The following is a 15920-nucleotide window of genomic DNA, read 5'->3' as shown; positions in this document are numbered from 1 at the left end:
TTAAATAGCGAGAGGGGGATTCGAACCCTCGACACCACGGGTATGAACCGTGTGCTCTAGCCAACTGAGCTATCTCGCCATATTCTTTTGTAACATGGGACCTATAGGGCTCGAACCTATGACCCTCTGCTTGTAAGGCAGATGCTCTCCCAGCTGAGCTAAGATCCCATAACAGTTGTTCGTCTTAGGAACTCTTCCGTTCCGCAACTCGCTTTGCTATTATATAATGGTTTGTGACTTGTGTCAACAGTTTTTTCACTTTTTTGTATTTTTTAAAAAATATATGCTTTTTTGTATTTTTACAGTGGCAGGGAGGTCTGAAATCCCCTGCCACTGTAAGGATGTTATGGGCAAAGTATTGCCCATAACTTGATACTCCCGGATTGCTCCGCTGCACGCAGCTCACGCAATCCTCAAACATTCGGAATCCGCTAATTTACTACGTAAATTGCTACTTCCTCATGTTTGGCGGGGTCCAAGTTCAAAAGTCTTATCGTGCAAGCACGAACGACTTTTTGACCTTTTCCCCCTGGTATTATCTGAAGTACTCAACACCAGATTCAAAAATCTTGATATCCTGCTCTCCGTAGATATTGACAGCAACGCCTGCGTCACGACGCTCACTGTGTGCCATCTTTCCGAGAACACGTCCATCCGGGCTTGTGATACCCTCGATGTTCATATAAGAGCCGTTTACGTTAAACTCACCCTCATATCCTGTCTCATCTACCGGTACATACTCTGTTGCGATCTGTCCGTTTTCCTTGAGTTTCTTCAGCCACTCATCGTTTGCGACAAAACGTCCCTCACCATGAGAAGCCGGATTACAGTATACACCGCCAAGCTGTGCTTTCTGAAGCCATGGAGACTTGTTGCTGACAACCTTGGTGTAAACCATCTTGGATACGTGGCGTCCGATGGTGTTGTAGGTCAGTGTCGGAGAATCCTCTTTCTGTCCGCAGATCTCACCGTACGGTACCAATCCCAGTTTGATCAGTGCCTGGAATCCGTTGCAGATACCAAGAGCAAGACCGTCACGCTCATTGAGGAGCTTCATAACTGCCTCCTTGATCTTCTCGTTCTGGAACGCGGTAGCAAAGAATTTCGCGGATCCGTCCGGCTCATCTCCGGCTGAGAAGCCGCCCGGGAACATGATCATCTGTGCCTGATCGATGGCTTTCTCAAAGAGCTCTACAGAATCATGGATATCTTCTGCTGTAAGGTTCTTGAATACCTTTACGTCTACCTCGGCGCCTGCTCTCTCAAATGCACGGGTACTGTCATACTCGCAGTTTGTTCCAGGGAATACCGGAATAAATACACGCGGTTTTGCAACCTTATGTTTGCATACATAGATGCTGTCTGCTTTGTAAAGGGAACCGTCATCTGCCTTGACGTCCTCGGTTCCTGCTGCTGTTTTAAATACATTCTCCAGAGTTCCTTCCCATGTGGAAAGCGCCTCTTTCAGAGTGATCTCTGTATCACCGTAGGTGAACTTCGCATTATCCGTAACCTCACCGATCACAGTATAGGTAATGGCAAGCTCACCGACTTTTCCATCCGGAACCTCACAGATGATATCGCCGAATGCCGGAGCAAAGAAATCTCTTGGATCAAGGTTATGCTCGATCTTTACACCCATGCCGTTACCAAAGGCCATCTTGCTGACTGCAGCAGCGATTCCATGACGGTCAAGTGCATATGCGGAGATCACACGGCCTGCCTGGATATCCTGGTGTAATTTATCATACTGCTCCATAAGAGCCGGGTAATCCGGAAGATCATAGGAATCCTTCGGTGCACGGAGCCATACCAGCTTGCTTCCTGCTTTTTTGAGCTCCGGTGTGATCACATCTTTTACCTTTGCAACATCCACTGCGAAGGACACCAGTGTCGGAGGAACATCAATGTCATTGAAGGTTCCGGACATACTGTCCTTACCGCCGATGGAAGGAAGGCCGAATCCGATCTGTGCCGCATAAGCGCCAAGCAGTGCGGAGAACGGCTGGCTCCATCTCTTAGGATCTTCTGTCATACGACGGAAGTATTCCTGGAAGGTGAAACGGATCTTCTTATAGTCACCACCGGTTGCAACGATCTTGGCAACGGACTCGGTTACTGCGTAGGCAGCTCCATGATACGGACTCCATGAGGAAAGGTATGGATCAAAGCCGTAGCTCATCATGGTAACAGTCTCTGTTTTTCCGTTCTGTACCGGAACCTTTGCAACCATGGACTGTGTCTCTGTCAGCTGATATTTGCCACCGTGAGGCATAAATACACTGCCTGCGCCGATGGAGCCGTCAAACATCTCCACAAGACCCTTCTGTGAGCATACATTCAGGTCAGCAAGAGTATCCATCCATTTTTTCTTTACATCTGTTACATCCGGACGTTCCTCGAAAAGATTTCCTTCCTTTGACGGGATCTCAACCTCAACGGAGGTCTCCTGATGTGCACCGTTGGTATCCAGGAATGCACGGGAGATATTTACGATCTCTTTTCCTCTCCAGTTAAGGACAAGGCGTGGCTCCTCCGTTACAACTGCAACCGGAATTGCCTCGAGATTCTCTTCATTTGCAAATTTCAGGAAAGTATCCACATCTTTCGGGTCAACTACAACAGCCATACGCTCCTGAGACTCAGAGATGGCGATCTCAGTGCCGTCAAGACCTGCGTATTTTTTCGGAACCTTGTCGAGGTCGATCTGAAGTCCCGGTGCCAGCTCGCCGATGGCAACGGAAACACCGCCTGCGCCAAAGTCGTTACATTTCTTGATGATATGGCTGACTTCCTCTCTGCGGAACATTCTCTGGATCTTACGCTCTGTCGGTGCGTTACCTTTCTGCACCTCTGCGCCGCAGACCTCGATGGAAGCCTCTGTGTGGACCTTGGAAGAACCGGTAGCACCGCCGATACCGTCACGGCCGGTACGTCCTCCAAGAAGGATGATGATATCTCCAGGATCGGAATTCTCACGGATAACCGCACGTCTCGGGGCAGCACCCATAACCGCACCGATCTCCATACGTTTTGCAACGTAGTCCGGATGATAGATTTCTTTTACAGAACCGGTTGCAAGACCGATCTGGTTTCCGTAGGAGCTGTAACCGTGAGCTGCGCTGCGGACAAGTTTCTTCTGCGGAAGTTTACCCTTCAGAGTTTCTTTTACGGATACGGTCGGATCAGCCGCACCGGTTACACGCATTGCCTGATATACATAGGTACGTCCGGAAAGCGGGTCACGGATGGCACCGCCAAGGCAGGTAGCCGCACCACCAAAAGGCTCGATCTCGGTCGGATGGTTGTGGGTCTCATTCTTGAAGTTGATCAGCCACTCTTCTTCTTTTCCGTCCACATCCACCGGTACCACGATACTGCAGGCATTGATCTCATCAGACTCTTCTTGGTCTGCAAGCTTGCCTTCTGCTTTCAGTTTCTTCATTGCCATAAGTGCAAGATCCATCAGGCAGACAAACTTATCATCACGGCCCTTGTACATATCCTTATGGGCATCCAGATATTCTTTGTATGTTTTTTCAATAGGAGTCTTATAATCACCTTCGTCAAACTTCACGCTGGTAAGCTCTGTGGAGAAAGTAGTATGACGGCAATGATCAGACCAATAGGTATCCAGAACACGGATCTCTGTCATGGAAGGATCGCGTTTCTCTTCATTTCTGAAATAATTCTGGATATGCTGGAAGTCCTTAAATGTCATGGCGAGGTTCAGAGAAGAGTACAGCTCCTTCAGATCAGCCTCAGCCATATCCTTGAATCCGTCAAAAATCTTCACATCCTCAGGATCCGGGAATACTGTTACCAGTGTTTCCGGCTTCTCAAGACCTGTCTCACGGGAATCCACAGGGTTGATGCAGTGATGTTTGATCGCCTCAAACTCTGCATCTGTAACGGTTCCTTCGATTACATAAGTAGTTGCTGAACGGATGATCGGTGCTGCATTCTCATCCAGGAACTGTACACACTGCACTGCAGAATCGGCTCTCTGGTCAAACTGTCCGGGAAGGAATTCTACGGAAAATACACGTGCGCCCTCTGCCACATCAAATTTTTCAAGATACAGCTCATCTACCGGCGGCTCTGCAAATACGGTCTTGCAGGCTTTCTCAAATACTTCATCGGAGATATTCTCCACGTCATAACGGATCAGCTCACGGACTGCTGTCACAGTGCTGATACCAAGATAATGTTTGATCTCATGTTTCAGTTCCTTTGCTTTTACTGCAAAGGCAGGTTTCTTTTCTACATACACACGTCTTACGTTGCTCATAGAAGGCTCCTTTCTCTATATCCGATAATAAGGATGGTAAACGTGCAGAAAGCATTTCAGTCTTTCTTTTCTGCTGAAAATATAGTATCATAGGAAATATCATTAGTAAAATTAATATATCTTATATCATTTATAAGCGGAGGATTTTTCACATATGGATATCAATCTTGAACTTTACAAAGTGTTTTATTACGTGGCCACGACGCTGAGCTTTTCGGAGGCTTCCAGACAGCTTTTTATCTCACAGTCTGCAGTAAGCCAGGCCGTCAAAAACCTTGAAAAAAGCTGGGCCATACTCTGTTTGTGCGCAGCACCAAACGGGTCATCCTGACTCCGGAGGGAGAGCTTCTCCTCCAGCATGTAAAGCCGGCCCTTTCCATGCTCAACGAAGGAGAGGCTGTCCTTTCCGGAGAAGGAAATCTTACCGGTCAGCTGCGGATCGGTGCCAGCGATACTCTGTGCCGCTATTTTCTCATCCCCTATCTCCGCCGTTTCCACAAGGATCATCCGGAGGTACGGATCAAGATCATCAACAGTACCTCCATCGGATGTGCGGAGCTTCTGGAAAACGGCCAGGCTGAGCTGATCGTCACCAACTACCCGAATTCCCGGCTTTCAGCCCACACCAAGCTTCAGACTGTGCTGGAATTCCGGGATATCTTCGTGGCAAATCCGGACTATTTCACCATGGGCAAATCGCCTCTTTCCATGGAAAATCTTCTGGATTATCCCATCCTGATGCTCGCTCCAAAGAGTACCACCAGCGAATATCTTCATCAGGTGTTTGCAGCCCAGGGACTGAAGCTGCTGCCTGAGGTTGAACTGAACAGCAACGATCTGCTGATCGATCTTGCAGAGATCGGACTTGGTATTGCCTGTATCCCGGATTATATGCTCCGCAACCGTCCGGGTCTGGAACCTGTCCATCTGAAAACACCTCTGCCCGCAAGAAGTGCCGTGATCGCTCATCATGAGGCACTGCAGCTTTCCCAGGCTGCCCAGTGCTTTCTTAAATATTTTTCCCAGATCTGATACGATCAAGTTCCTGCCGCTTACTGCTTTTCGCGATCGAAGCAGGATACTTCCCTGATTCAGTAAAAAAGCCACCGGAATCTGCCATAAGGTTATTACGATCCTTATGTACTCAATTCCGGTGGTCTTTTCTGTTATTGATATCGGTCAGATATTATTCTTATTACTTACGCTTCAGCCTTCGGCATCACGTCTGCTGCCGCAGTGATATACTCATTCTCGATCTTACTGAACAGACCGCTGTCTGCAAGCTCTGCAAGCTTCACGTCAATCGGCATCTTGCCCAGGACCGGAACCTTCAGTTCTGCAGCGATCTCATCGATATGGCTCTCGCCAAAGACCTTGATCTCTTTTCCGCAGTCCGGACATTTCACATAGCTATAGTTCTCCACGATCCCAAGGACCGGAACCTTCATCATATCAGCCATATTATAGGCCTTCTTGACGATCATGCGGACCAGATCCTGCGGAGAAGTAACGATCACGACACCCTCGATCGGCAGGGACTGGAATACTGTCAGCGGAACATCTCCAGTTCCTGGCGGCATATCTACAAAGAGATAATCCAACTCACCCCAGATCACATCACTCCAGAACTGTTTTACCATATTTGCAAGGACCGGACCTCTCCAGATCACCGGTGTCTCCTCATCCGGGAGAAGAAGGTTTACAGACATAACCTCGATTCCGTTTGCAGTTGGCATCGGATAGATCCCATTGTCACTGCCCTGTGCATTGCCCTTGATACCATACATCTTCGGGATGGACGGACCGGTGATATCAGCATCCATAATGCCCACTTTATATCCCTTGGAAGCCATCAGGTTTGCCAGGGAGCCTGTTACGAAGGATTTACCCACGCCTCCCTTTCCGCTGACAACTCCGATCACATGTTTTACGTCAGAAAAAACGTTTGGTTCTGCCATGAGGCTCTGGGGCTGTTTCTGTCCGCAGCCTTCACAGCTTGATTTGTTGCAGGATGTATTGCTACACTCTTTTGCCATAATAGATTCCTCTCATTCTTTGTATTTACACAGAAAGAACTGGCTCTCTGTCCGTGCATTTTTCTCATTCACGATTTCTCATGAACTCCTTACCTTACTTCATAAATCTGTCGATCGCTTTTTCCAGTTCCTTGATCGCATCCCTGTCTCCATGCTCCACGGCATCCACGATGCAGTGTTCTATATGATCCTGCAGTATGATCTTGCCTGTATTATTGATCGCAGATTTTACGGCTGACAGCTGGATCAGCACTTCGCTGCAGTCACGTCCTTCCTCCACCATACGCTTAATGGATTCCATATGCCCGATGGCCCTGGAAAGTCTGTTGAGTACGGCCTTGGTCTGTGCGTGGCTGTGATGATGAGGATGTGTGCCATCGTGAGTATGCACATGTTCCTGTTCCCCATGGGTATGTTCAAGAACGGTTCCATCCTCGAGAACGTGCACATGTGTTTCTTTCATGTGTATTTCCTCCTTCAGATCTCCGTGAAAGAACAGCGCTGCCGGATCATAGATGTCTGAATGTCAAAAATGATGGTTCCGTCTTCCAGTACTGTCTTCTCGTAGGAGACATCCTTCCCCTGAAATTTCTGTTTCACATACGCTTCCGGATCTGCAATCTCCACTTCTTCCACAAATACATCACGCATCTGATTTCTCGGACATTTGTTAAAAATTTCCCAGATTACTTCGTACTCTTTCATCTGTGCCTGTTCCTTTCTTAGTCATCCTATCCATTATAATAATTTTATGTTTTTTTGTCAAAAATAATTGCACTCACGCAAATATTGTCGTATGATACATATTAAAAATATTACTGCTCTGTCCGTGGGCAGTAAACATATATTAATGTGATAAATCAAAGGAGATAAATTTCATGCAGCTTTTAAAAGACAGAATTCTGACAGACGGCGTAGTAAAAGAAGGAAATATTTTAAAAGTGGACAGCTTCCTGAATCATCAGATGGATATTGACCTGATCAACGAGGTCGGCAAAGAATTCAAGAAACGTTTTGACCACTGTCCAATCACCAAGATCCTTACCATCGAGGCTTCCGGTATCGGTATTGCCTGTATTGCGGCACAGTATTTCCATGTACCGGTTGTATTTGCCAAGAAAGCACAGAGTGTGAACCTTGACGGCGAGATGTACACCACCAAGGTAGAGTCTTTCACCCACAAGAAAGTTTACGATGTGATCCTTTCCAAGAAATTTCTCGGACCGGAAGATCACGTACTCCTGATCGATGATTTTCTTGCCAATGGCTGTGCACTTCTCGGTCTGATCGACATCGTTAAGAAATCCGGCGCAACTCTTGAAGGAGCCGGAATCGTTATCGAAAAAGGCTTCCAGTCCGGCGGACAGACCATCCGTGACATGGGTATCCATCTGGAATCCCTTGCTATCATTGATTCCATTGCTGATGGCAAACTTACTTTCCGTGAATAAGATTTATCATAAAAAATACTCCTGGAAACTTATATACATTGTTTCCGGGAGTATTTTTATTTTTATCACAGCCAGATCATGATATCATTTCTGATCTATGCATCTGCACCCTTTTCCGCTTTCTCTGAAGGTGTCGGAGTTACTGTTTCCTCCGGTGTCGGTGTTCCGGAAATTTCCGTTTCTTCCTTTTCCGATGAAGCCGATACAGTTTCCGGTGTATTTTCATCTATATCCGGTTCTTCCGTCACCGTAGCTTCCGATGTCACTGTCGGCGTTGGTGTGGCAGTTGCCTCCGGCATGATCTCTTCCTCTTCATAATATCCGTCATCCACAAGCATCTGATAATTATCTGCATCGATCAGCTGGATATCACTGGTCACAGTTCCCACGATCTTAGTTCCATTGTCATACTGCTCATAATCGGAGATCTCCGGCTTCTCCCCTTTCAGAAGAGCATCCACCATCGTCACACAGTCATTTGCCAGTACACGGTTATCAAACAACAGATCATCCTCAATCTTTCCCTGGATCACAGCAGTCACTGCTTCTGCCTCACAGCCGCCTCCTGTGATCATAGGCCAGCCATCCTCTCCAGACACATGTCCTGCATCCTCCAGGGCATCCACAGCCCCAAGTGCAAGGTCGTCGGCACCTGTGCAGATAATATCCGGCGCACCCTCTGTATAATTCTGAGAAAGGATCTCCGCCATATCATTCTTTGCGGTATTTCTTCCGGAACGCATCACTGCAGTATCATCAAAGGTCAGCTTTCCTGAAGTACATACCAGTGTTCCGTCGTCGAAATATTCCTGAAGCTTCTCCATCACGCCATTATAAAAGAACAGTGCGTCACGATCATCCGGAGAGCCCATAAGGAACTCAATGGTCAGAGTTTTCTTTTCTTCCCGGGCTTTCTCCAGATCCATTTTTTTATGATGGAATCTCCCACCATTTTTCCGGCTTTTCTTGTATTAAAGGTAACATAATAGTTGACCTTATCTGTATCCATGATCAGCTGATCGTAAGAAATCACAGGGATAGATTTCTCATACACCTGCTCCAGCACATCGTTCAGGCTGTAAGCATCTGAAGGTGCGATGACAAGTGCAGAAAGCTCTTCATCGTCCAGAATGGACTGGATCTGTGATACCTGCGTATCACTGTCTTCATCTGCCCAAAATATCTCTGCATCATATCCATCATCTTCCAGTGTATTCTGAAGAGTTTCTCCATCAGCAGACCAACGGGGATCATCTGCTGATGAAGGCAGAAACACACCTACTTTCTTATCTGCTGCCGCAGTTTCTTTTGCTTCTTCTTTTTCTTCTTCCTCTGCATCATTGCTGTTTTTGGCTTTTCCTTCCGGGTCTTCAGACTCCACACTTTCATTGGCTGCCTCTGTCGCCTCTTTGTTTTTTCCACAGCCGGAAAAGGCTGCTGTAAAGACAAAAGCTCCCACAAGCAGGATTGCTGTTTTTTTCTTCATGATCAAATCTCTCCTATAAGCCTTTATAGTCCTTTGCCAGTGATTTCAGATAGTCTCTGTAGGCGGCTGCAGATTTCTTGGGTTTCAGGATACGTACACTGCCGCCCATCCCGGTCAGCCAGCCGTAGAATTTTCCATTTTCCGGAAGCTCTGCAGTTACCGTCAGATCTCCGCTATCTTTCATCTTATATTCTGCATCTGTGCCGAAAAAGTCACGCACCTCCGCCTGTACAGCTCCGGTACAGAGAAGTTTTATTTCTTTTTTTATGGTTCCGGCTGAAGCCTCAAGAAGCTTCCGGTACCCTGTCACAGAGGTCTCATGAATATCTTTAGTTTCATGAATCTCCTTAGCTTCCGCAGTCAGCCCGGGTTCTTCAGACGGCTGTTCCTCTCCGGCACTCTCACCGGCAAGATAATACCCACCCGGCCGTTCTCTTGTATAACGGATATCCATTCCAAAAGAACGTAATACCTCCACATCATCATAAATGCTCTTTCGCTCTGCACGGATTCCCTGTTTCTCAAGATTCTCAAGGATCTTCTGCATAGATATTACCCGATGCTCCCCTGTTTCCCGCAGCATTTTTTCAAGGTACAGGATCTTCGCCTTCTGATTGTTTGATTTTGCCATACTGCCCTCTTATCCTTCGTTTTTTACAAAGCGATGGAAAATATAGGAGTTTGCCTCCTGTTCCTCGCTGTCATCCAGTTTCTCAAGTTCGATCTTTTTACCGTATTTCTTTTCCAGTGCACGGCTGATCAGAAGATCTGCAAGCTGCGGGTTCTTGGGAAGAAGCGGTCCGTGAAGATACGTACCGATCACATTTTTGTATACAACCCCTTCCTCACCGGATTGTCCGTCATTTCCGTATCCTGACAGAACCTTTCCCAGAGATCTGTTGTTTCCGATGGTGGTACGCCCTCCATGATTTTCAAAACCTACGATGGGCATATCAAAAAGATCGCTCTGCATCACAATGTTTCCAATAAGGCGGCCTTTTCCCTGCTCAGTGCTCATATCTACAAGCTTCAGACCCTCGATCATTCCCTGATCCGTCTTATAATAATTTCCAAGGAGCTGATACCCTCCACAGATTGCGATCACAACTCCATTGTCTTCCACATACGCCTTGAAATCCTTCTGGATTTCCTTCAGCTTTTCACATACCAGCATCTGTTCTCTGTCGGAGCCACCGCCAAGAAGTACGATATCCAGTTTGGAAAAATCGATTCTGTCATCCAGTTCATAAGCTATGGTTTCTGCCTCGATTCCTCTCCAGAGACAGCGCTTCATCAGACACTGGATATTTCCTCTGTCACCGTAAAGGTTCAGAAGATCCGGATATAAATGCCCTATCGTTATCTTCATTTCTCACCCTCCAGTTTCTTCAGGATATTTCTGGTGCCAAACAGCGCCGTATAATTTACAAGTACATAAAGATTGCCGCATCCATCCCCGATTCGTTTGCGGATGGCTGTCTCCACATCATTTTCCAGCATGGACGGGATATCCACATATTTCAGACGGAGGCGCATATCCTGACACCGGATACCACTGACTGTGATGGAATTGATATTGTCACCTCCGAAAAGATCAAAATCCACATCCCAGAGCCAGGAGATATCTTTTCCATCCTGTGCATTATCATTGATCACAATGATGATATCCTTTGGTGATCCGTCCTGCATCACAGCTGAAATGTTCTGGTTAAAACCGGCCGGATTCTTGGCAAGATTCAGAACAACACTGGTGCCCTTGATCCGAAACTGTTCATTGCGTCCGTTCTCCGGATTAAACTTCCGGAGCATCTCATTAAAATGCTCCGCCTTAAAGCCTGCGGTACGAATTCCCGCATAGGCAGCCAGAATATTATACACATTATAGAATCCCTTATAATTGGCCACGATCCGTTTATCCTCCACTGTAAAGGCAATCTGATCATCCACCTTCACATCTGTGGCATCAAAGTCGATCTCCGGACGTTTAAAGCCGCATTTCGGACATCTGTAGTCTCCCAGCTGACTGTAATGATAGAAGCTGTAGATCAGCCTTTCTCCACAGCACTTACAGAACCGGCCCTCACGGATCTCGTTTGTTTTGTTCTCGATCACCGGTTTGCTGATCCCGTAGGTTACAAAAGGATTTCCGCAGTCCATGGCAAGATATGCAGACAGTGCATCATCACCATTGACAATGACCTTCATATCCGGAACCTTTTTCATCATTTCTTCCAGGATGTTCATAGTGATATCGATCTCGCCATAACGGTCCAGCTGATCACGGAACAGATTGGTCATAACCATATAATCCGGTCTGATCCTTGTGAACACATGTCTTGTGGATGCCTCATCCACCTCGATACAGGCATAATCCGCATCCAGTTTTCCGCTGAATTTTGCCCCCAATACAAAGGCTGCCACAACTCCGTTGAGCATGTTGGAACCGGTATGATTGCAGATGACCTTTTTTCCCTCTGCCTCAAGGCCTGCGCACAGCATGTTATTGGTTGTGGTCTTTCCGTTGGTTCCGCATACTACAAATATTTTTTCTCTTACCTGAGAAGAAAGCTCTTCCAGGATATCCGGACAGATCTTCATCGCGACCTTACCGGCCCAGGTCACACCCTGCCGGCCCATAAGCTTACAGACATGTCCTGTGATCTTTGCTGCCATCACAGCAATGGTTGTTCTTATTTTCATAATCTTCTGATTCCTTTGTTTTTATTTCTCTTACCACAGATCTTCCGCTGTCAGGAAATCGGTACAGATTCCTTCTGCTCCCTGCGAAATGTATCTTCTGGCCTGGTCACGGTCATTAACCGTATAAACATACAGACTGATCCCGTTTTTTCAAAGATCTTCTCCGTTTCTTCTGACCAATACTCCCAGTATACTGTTGCTGCCGGAATTCCCTTTTCTTTACAGAAGGATGCAATATACTCCAGCTCTTCCACAGAATACTCCTGCCACAGTGAATATACATAGGAAGGAAAAGAATAGAGCATGGCCGTTCCGGGAAACATTGCTTCATTGTAGATTTCCGGAATGATCCGATCCAGCGTCTCACCGGCACCTGCATTCCTGGCGATTTCCACATAATCACTGTAATCCTCCAGTGTTCTCTGATAATTGCGAAGAGAATACTGTTTGGAATCGATCAGCACATATGCATCCGGATAATCTTTCAGAAGAAGGAAAAAATCCTCCAGTGTCATGGGGGTGTATTTCCCATATATTTTACTTTGTCTGAATTCCTTTTCTGTAAGGACTTTTTTCCGTTGCCATCCCACTGTCCCATGGAATCGTTCCAGTTATGCCTGCAGACCCATACTCCATCAGATGTCCTGGAAAGATCCAATTCAAAAAGACGAACTCCCTGTTCATACATGAACAGAAATCCCTCTCTGGAATTCAGGTAATCCTTTCCGTCCATACCTCCCAGAGCATGTGCAATGGTCCTGTAGTCCTTCCAGCTAAATCCTCCTGATGTATTCCGGGCAGTTTCTGTTTCCGGAAAACTTCCTCCCAGAAGAAAAAGTGATACAAACAGTATTTCCAATGTCAGTATAAAACGTCGCATCATCTCAGGCAACAAAAAAATGCACAAGACGTAAAGGAAAACATTTCCTCGCTGCTTTCCTTTTTATCTTCTGCAAATTTATCATATCCGGGAACCTGTCCCAAATCATTTCTATATTGTTTCTGTCCGGTAATACCAAAAGTCCCACCGACCATGTTTATCATCCTTTCGCATACGTGTAGTCGTATTTCATACATTACCGATTGTACGCTAAAAAAGGATAATAATCAAGTTAATCCTCTTCTTCCTCATCATATTCCTGCTGAAGCCTCAGATATTCATCATATTTCTCGTGTGCATTCCGATTATAGGATCGGGAGATCGGTATTACATGCTCTCCGATATGGAAGCTGACATTTTCAGCTCCTGTGACCCGTTCCATATTTACTATAAAGCTCTGATGACACCGCAAAAATGTACCGTCGTCAAGCTGTTTTTCGAAGTCATTCAGCTTACCTCAGGTTTCCTTTTCTTTTCCAATTCTTCCAATAAAAGCTCGCCGCTTTTAAATATCCGAATTTCTGACCCTGGAACGATCCGCTCAAGCTGTTTGTGAAGTCTTCTCGCATCCGCCTGCATATCATCACAAATGGCAATGGTCATCATCGTCATATTTATGTATCCCCTTTTACTCCATCATTGTTACTTTTTGTTCTATATATTATACCATGATTTATTATTCAAATTATGATATCTTAATGTAATTTATGGTCGAAAACCCACCATTTATGCATTTTTTCGAGTTTTTTGGAATATTAAAAAAGGACATCTGCATTTCTGCAAATGTCCTTTAAATCGGTCAGAAGTAAATTATACAAGCTCGATAAGAACTTCCATTGCTGCATCGCCTTTACGCTGTCCGATCTTAACGATTCTTGTGTAACCGCCGTTACGATCTGCGTATTTCGGAGCGATCTCGCTGAACATCTTGTCAACCATGTCAACTTCTTTTGTATTTTCTTTCTGCCAGCGCCCTTAGCAGGAACCTCTGTTACAGGATAGAAAACTTTCATCATCTCACGACGTGCATGAAGTCTGGAAGGAGCATCTTTCTTGATCTCTTTCTGAACTTCATCGTAAACTGTTTTCTTTTTGCCGTCTACGACTTCTTTTACACGTTTTCCGTCAGCATCTTTACGAGCAACCTTAGCTGTTACTGTAACTGTCTCGAAATTGTCTTTCTCACGTACAGCCATAGCGATAAGTCCCTCAGCGATCTTACGGATCTCTTTAGCCTTAGCTTCTGTTGTCACGATCTTTCCGTGATGAAGAAGGTTTGTAACCTGATTTCTGAGAAGTGCTTTTCTCTGGTTAGATGTTCTGCTTAATTTTCTATATTTTGCCATTTTATTATCCTCCATCTGTGGGACACCAGGACATGCTTGTTCGGTCTTACTGCCCTGCTGCTGACACCCCACTCATTACTCTGTTTCCGGATTATTCCTCTGTAGGCTGGAGCTGAAGTCCCAGCTCTTTGAGTTTTGCAAGTACTTCCTCTAAGGATTTGCGGCCCAGATTACGAACCTTCATCATATCGTCAGAAGTCTTGTTGCATAATTCTTCAACCGTATTGATACCGGCTCTCTTAAGGCAGTTGTAGGAACGAACAGAGAGCTCAAGCTCATCAATGCTCATCTCCAGGACCTTTTCCTTCTCATTGTCTTCTTTCTCGATCATAACCTCTGCGGTCTTAGCATTCTCGGAAAGATCAATGAACAGGTTTAAATGCTCGCTGAGAACCTTCGCTGCAAGGCTGACTGCCTCATCCGGATCAAGTGTTCCATTGGTATATACATCCAGTGTAAGCTTGTCGAAGTCAGTTACCTGACCAACTCGTGTATTCTCTACGATCATGTTGACTCTGTCTACCGGTGTGTAGATCGCATCCACTGCGATCATACCGATCGGCATGTCATCGGTTTTGCCTTTGTCTGCACTGATATAGCCACGTCCCTTGGTAATGGTAAGCTCCATGGCCAGTCTGCAGTCTTTTCCACCGTTCAGGGTTGCGATCACCTGATCCGGGTTCATGATCTCAATATCCTGATCTGCCTGGATATCAGCTGCTGTAACAACACCTTTGCCCTCACACTCAATGTATGCGGTCTTCGGCTCATTATCACTGCTGTGATTCTTAATGGCAAGAGATTTCAGATTCATGATGATTTCGGTCACATCTTCCTTCACGCCCGGAATGGAGCTGAATTCATGAAGTACACCATCGATCTTCACCTGGCTTACTGCAGCTCCCGGAAGGGAGGACAGCATAATTCTTCTTAAAGAATTGCCAAGGGTAGTACCATAACCTCTTTCCAGAGGCTCTACAACGAATCTTCCAAACTTCTTATCTTCGGATATTTCGGTAATTTCGATTTTTGGTTTATTGAAATCAAACACTATAAGGTTCCCTCCTTCTGGGTTAATCAACATTCGAGGGTATTACCAATTTTTATAACTGTAGACACAGTAAACAGTTACTAATTATTTAGAATACAGCTCGACGATAAGCATCTCGTTTACAGGAACATCGATCTGCTCTCTTGTAGGAAGCTCTTTAACTACACCCTTCAGGTTCTCCTGATCAACGTCGATCCACTCCGGAACAAGTCTTCCGCCAGTGATCTCAAGGATTCCTTTATATCTCTCAGAGCCTTTGCTCTTCTCTCTGATCTCAATTGTGTCTCCTGCTTTGCACAGGTAGGACGGAATGTTTACACATTTTCCGTTAACAAGTACGTGCTTGTGATCTACGATCTGACGAGCCTCTCTTCTTGTTCTGGCAAATCCCATACGGAAAACGATGTTGTCAAGTCTGCTCTCAAGCATAACCATAAGGTTCTCACCTGTCTGGCCCTGCATTCTGTCGGCTTTCTTGTAGTAGTTACGGAAAGGTTTCTCAAGAACTCCGTAGATAAATTTTGCTTTCTGTTTCTCTTTTAACTGAAGACCATACTCAGACACCTTGCGGTTTGCACGTTTTAACTGTCTTGTGGACTTCTTATCAATTCCTAAGTAAATCGGATCCAGGCCAAGGGATCTGCATCTTTTCAGAACAGGTACTCTATTTACTGCCATT

18 protein-coding genes, 2 tRNA genes and 1 pseudogene are annotated in these 15920 nt (G+C 45.9%); 3 read left to right on the top strand and 18 right to left on the bottom strand.

The features are described 5' to 3' along the window. Positions 1–5: 5 nt before the first annotated feature. From CK1_RS14745 to CK1_RS14735, 3 genes are all read right to left on the bottom strand, one after another. Positions 6–79: transfer RNA gene (locus CK1_RS14745), tRNA-Met, on the bottom strand. Positions 80–95: 16 nt separating this feature from the next. Then, positions 96–168 (bottom strand) — tRNA-Val (locus tag CK1_RS14740). A gap of 367 nt (positions 169–535) precedes the next feature. Then, positions 536–4291, bottom strand: coding sequence for a phosphoribosylformylglycinamidine synthase (locus CK1_RS14735; protein WP_015526960.1), 3756 nt, complete (start codon positions 4289–4291; stop codon positions 536–538). Positions 4292–4445: 154 nt separating this feature from the next. Here CK1_RS14735 and CK1_RS18485 point away from each other — a divergent pair, with 154 nt between their 5' ends. Both CK1_RS18485 and CK1_RS14730 read left to right on the top strand, forming a co-directional pair. Continuing rightward, positions 4446–4622 (top strand): LysR family transcriptional regulator, encoded by a 177-nt coding sequence (locus CK1_RS18485; RefSeq protein ID WP_015526959.1) that lies wholly within the window; start codon positions 4446–4448, stop codon positions 4620–4622. Next, positions 4595–5323 (top strand): LysR substrate-binding domain-containing protein, encoded by a 729-nt coding sequence (locus tag CK1_RS14730; protein ID WP_353611177.1) that lies wholly within the window; start codon positions 4595–4597, stop codon positions 5321–5323. Before CK1_RS18485 ends, CK1_RS14730 begins: the two co-directional genes overlap by 28 nt. 167 nt (positions 5324–5490) lie before the next feature. Here the strand turns inward: CK1_RS14730 and CK1_RS14725 are convergent, their stop codons facing one another. The 3 genes from CK1_RS14725 to CK1_RS14715 all read right to left on the bottom strand — a co-directional run bounded on the left by CK1_RS14725 (position 5491) and on the right by CK1_RS14715 (position 7032). Further along, the gene (locus CK1_RS14725) at positions 5491–6327 is read right to left on the bottom strand and encodes an Mrp/NBP35 family ATP-binding protein (RefSeq protein WP_015526958.1); all 837 of its coding nucleotides are present in this window, start codon (positions 6325–6327) and stop codon (positions 5491–5493) included. A 94-nt stretch (positions 6328–6421) separates the two neighbouring features. Beyond that, positions 6422–6790, bottom strand: coding sequence for a metal-sensing transcriptional repressor (locus CK1_RS14720; protein ID WP_015526957.1), 369 nt, complete (start codon positions 6788–6790; stop codon positions 6422–6424). Positions 6791–6804: 14 nt separating this feature from the next. Next, positions 6805–7032, bottom strand: coding sequence for a hypothetical protein (locus CK1_RS14715; RefSeq protein ID WP_015526956.1), 228 nt, complete (start codon positions 7030–7032; stop codon positions 6805–6807). Between the two features lie 173 nt (positions 7033–7205). Between CK1_RS14715 and CK1_RS14710 the strand changes: the two genes are divergently transcribed. Next, positions 7206–7778: a xanthine phosphoribosyltransferase gene (locus CK1_RS14710; RefSeq protein ID WP_015526955.1), complete on the top strand. Its 573-nt coding sequence runs from the start codon at positions 7206–7208 to the stop codon at positions 7776–7778. 95 nt (positions 7779–7873) lie between these two features. Here CK1_RS14710 and CK1_RS14705 read toward each other — a convergent pair whose 3' ends face one another. From CK1_RS14705 to rpsD, 12 genes and pseudogenes are all read right to left on the bottom strand, one after another. Then, positions 7874–8704: a substrate-binding domain-containing protein gene (locus tag CK1_RS14705; protein WP_015526954.1), complete on the bottom strand. Its 831-nt coding sequence runs from the start codon at positions 8702–8704 to the stop codon at positions 7874–7876. Then, positions 8665–9264, bottom strand: a complete 600-nt coding sequence (locus CK1_RS14700) for a substrate-binding domain-containing protein (protein ID WP_015526953.1) — start codon at positions 9262–9264, stop codon at positions 8665–8667. Before CK1_RS14700 ends, CK1_RS14705 begins: the two co-directional genes overlap by 40 nt. 13 nt (positions 9265–9277) lie before the next feature. After that, on the bottom strand, positions 9278–9895 hold the full coding sequence (locus CK1_RS14695; protein WP_015526952.1) for a WCX domain-containing protein: 618 nt from the start codon (positions 9893–9895) through the stop codon (positions 9278–9280). Positions 9896–9904: 9 nt separating this feature from the next. Beyond that, positions 9905–10633 (bottom strand): type 1 glutamine amidotransferase, encoded by a 729-nt coding sequence (locus CK1_RS14690; protein ID WP_015526951.1) that lies wholly within the window; start codon positions 10631–10633, stop codon positions 9905–9907. Next, complete coding sequence (locus CK1_RS14685; protein ID WP_015526950.1) at positions 10630–11964, bottom strand: MurT ligase domain-containing protein; 1335 nt, start codon at positions 11962–11964, stop codon at positions 10630–10632. The genes CK1_RS14690 and CK1_RS14685 overlap by 4 nt, the downstream gene beginning before the upstream one ends. Positions 11965–11994: 30 nt before the next feature. After that, complete coding sequence (locus CK1_RS14680; RefSeq protein ID WP_306289115.1) at positions 11995–12099, bottom strand: hypothetical protein; 105 nt, start codon at positions 12097–12099, stop codon at positions 11995–11997. 376 nt (positions 12100–12475) lie between these two features. Then, positions 12476–12697: a PI-PLC domain-containing protein gene (locus CK1_RS14675; protein ID WP_306288959.1), complete on the bottom strand. Its 222-nt coding sequence runs from the start codon at positions 12695–12697 to the stop codon at positions 12476–12478. Between the two features lie 379 nt (positions 12698–13076). Next, positions 13077–13256, bottom strand: a complete 180-nt coding sequence (locus tag CK1_RS14670) for a LytTR family transcriptional regulator DNA-binding domain-containing protein (RefSeq protein WP_287082416.1) — start codon at positions 13254–13256, stop codon at positions 13077–13079. Between the two features lie 35 nt (positions 13257–13291). Then, positions 13292–13456: a hypothetical protein gene (locus CK1_RS14665; RefSeq protein ID WP_015526945.1), complete on the bottom strand. Its 165-nt coding sequence runs from the start codon at positions 13454–13456 to the stop codon at positions 13292–13294. 198 nt (positions 13457–13654) lie between these two features. Further along, positions 13655–14190: pseudogene (locus tag CK1_RS14660) on the bottom strand (bL17 family ribosomal protein). A 91-nt stretch (positions 14191–14281) separates the two neighbouring features. Further along, positions 14282–15241, bottom strand: coding sequence for a DNA-directed RNA polymerase subunit alpha (locus tag CK1_RS14655; RefSeq protein WP_059085345.1), 960 nt, complete (start codon positions 15239–15241; stop codon positions 14282–14284). Between the two features lie 84 nt (positions 15242–15325). Beyond that, positions 15326–15919: a 30S ribosomal protein S4 gene (rpsD, locus tag CK1_RS14650; protein WP_015526943.1), complete on the bottom strand. Its 594-nt coding sequence runs from the start codon at positions 15917–15919 to the stop codon at positions 15326–15328. Position 15920: the final 1 nt, after the last annotated feature.

The sequence above is a fragment of the Ruminococcus sp. SR1/5 genome, from assembly GCF_000209835.1.
Taxonomy (GTDB): domain Bacteria; phylum Bacillota; class Clostridia; order Lachnospirales; family Lachnospiraceae; genus Blautia_A; species Blautia_A fusiformis.
This window is presented reverse-complemented; position numbering and strand designations above follow the sequence as displayed.